Below are 2199 nucleotides of genomic sequence, written 5' to 3' on the forward strand. Positions count from 1 at the left end.
CCGGACAGATCGCAGTAGAGTCGGCCTGGAGCGCGGTTTCGGGGTTGTCCCGGTCCGTTTCTCCAGGCCGCTCACCGAACCGGACGTGCGGGTTGGCCCCGCATCCGGCTCTCCACGGTCTCTGCCGTTAGGCGTGGTTCAGGTCCATGGGGTGGGGATCGTGTTGCCGCGGTAGCGGTAGCGGACGATCGGGATCGTCGCCATGTGCAGCAACGCGGTGTCGCCTGCCGAGGGTTGGACCCATTGTCCGGTGGGGGTCGTCAGCCTGCGGCGTAGCTCTTTCCATCTCCAGCGGTGTCGGTCCATGAGCATGCGGATCACCCGCCACCAGGTGTATTGCGCCAGGGTGGCGAAGGTGTGCTTGGCCACGGCGTGCCGGAAGTAGAAAGCCCATCCGCGCGTGATCTGGTTGAGCCGGATCAGCACGGATTCCAGGTCCTGTTTTGATCTCTTGTAGGTCAGGGCACGGATCTTCAGCTTGACCGACCGGATGGGCCGGTCGGCGACGAAGGTGTAGACGTGCCAGCGGTTCGTGCCTCGTTTGCGGCGCCACTGGATGCGGAACCCCAGGAAGTCGAACCCCTCGCTCATGTGGACGATCTGGGTCTTGGCCTCGGACAGGCGCAGACCCAGGGGTGCCAGCACGGCGGTGACCTCTTCGCGCAGTGCCTCGGTGTGCTCCCGGGTGCCGTGCACCAGGACGACGAAGTCGTCCGCGTAGCGGGCCAGCCGCCAGGTCGGGAGTCCCTTGGCGCGGCGGGAGGCGCGCTTGACGCGGCTTTCCATCGATCCGCCCGGTTGCCAGGGCGCGCTCAGCTGCTCGTCGAGGGCTGAGAGCGCGATGTTGGCCAGCAGCGGGGACAGGATGCCGCCCTGCGGGGTGCCGATCGAGGATCCTTCCCGCACACCGGTCTCGGTCATGACACCGGCCTTCAGGAATGCCTTGACCAGCAGTAACACGCGCTTGTCCTTGACTCGTGCCCGGACCCGGTCCATGAGGGCCGAGTGTGAGATCGAGTCGAAGCACGCTTCGATGTCCGCGTCGAGCACCCACCGATATCCCTGGGTGCCGAAGTGGTGAATCTCAGCGATCGCGTCGTGTGCCCGCCGTCCGGGCCGGAACCCGTAGGAGACCGTCACGAAATCGGCCTCGAAGATGGGCTCCAGCACCAGTTTCAGCGCTGCCTGGACGACACGGTCGGCCACGGTCGGAATGCCGAGGCTTCTGACCTTTCCCGACCCGCCCGGTTTGGGGATCTTACGTTCCCGCACCGGCAACGGCCGGAACCCGCCACGCTTGACAGCGTCGCGCAGCTCGTCCAGGAACCCGGACACGCCGATAGCCGCCTCGACGTCGGCGACCGTGAGGCCGTCCACGCCGGGCGTGCGTGCCCCGGTGTTACCCGCCACCCGGTCGAACGCCACCAGCAGCGTCGCCGGGTCATGCACGAAGTTGAACAAGTCGTCGAACCTGCGGCCAGGATCGGCCACCGCCCAACGGTGAAGCTTGGCCTGCATCTCCGCTACCCGCGCCCGTGGTCCCTCGATCAGGACCGCCGAGCGCAGATCACCGTCATTCGACGGCGCGTCTTGCGGCATTACAGAGTCCTTCCCTTCTCGATTCCGCTGCCGCCCTTCGCCATGTGCACGGGCTTTCCCCGGCTCGGACTACTACGGCGGCTCCGCCCTGCCCTGGCCTGCTCGGTGGTCGGTGCACCCAGCCGAGGTCCCCACGCCGGCAGCGTGGTCCCGGCAAGGCCAGGACAGTTCCCGTGTTCACTGTGTTTCGCTCGATGGACGAGGGGCCCGACTTTGTCCCTGCGGTATCGCCGTGAGTACGCCGCAGACCTTCCCCACGGCCTCCCAGGCAGCGGTTTCAAACTGCCTGAAGAGTTCCCCGCCGCCGTCACCGACGCCCGGGTGCGCACCGCGACCGGCCCGAATCCGCCAGGTTAGAGCCGGTGGCACGTTAAGAGACGTAATAGACGCCGGTTCCTCGCGTACCCCTTTCCATCCCGCTTGCCGGACCCGCCCCATCTGGCAGTACTGACACGTCCCGGCGTTGTCAGGGCTGCTCCCACCCTCCCCGGCACCACCCGGGTCAGGCTGCCCTCAGCTCCATCCCCTCGCTGCGACAAGGCAGACGGCGAAGGTCTCTCACCTCCACTCGAAACACAGCGCCTCACGGCGCACGAAGCC

General features: G+C 67.0%; 1 protein-coding gene. It reads right to left on the reverse strand.

Going from position 1 to position 2199, the window contains the following annotated elements; translation table 11 throughout:
- Window positions 1-138: 138 nt before the first annotated feature.
- Window positions 139-1599 carry a group II intron reverse transcriptase/maturase gene (gene ltrA / locus DLJ47_RS04495; RefSeq protein WP_109898836.1) on the reverse strand — a complete coding sequence of 487 codons (1461 nt, stop codon included), beginning with the start codon at window positions 1597-1599 and terminating at the stop codon, window positions 139-141.
- Window positions 1600-2199: the final 600 nt, after the last annotated feature.

Source organism: Micromonospora sp. S4605, from assembly GCF_003176715.1.
In the GTDB taxonomy this organism is placed as follows: domain Bacteria; phylum Actinomycetota; class Actinomycetes; order Mycobacteriales; family Micromonosporaceae; genus Micromonospora; species Micromonospora echinaurantiaca.

Excerpts from the sequence above, each read along its gene's own strand:
- ltrA (WP_109898836.1), bottom strand. The coding sequence starts at position 1,599 with ATGCCGCAAGACGCGCCGTCGAATGACGGTGATCTGCGCTCGGCGGTC.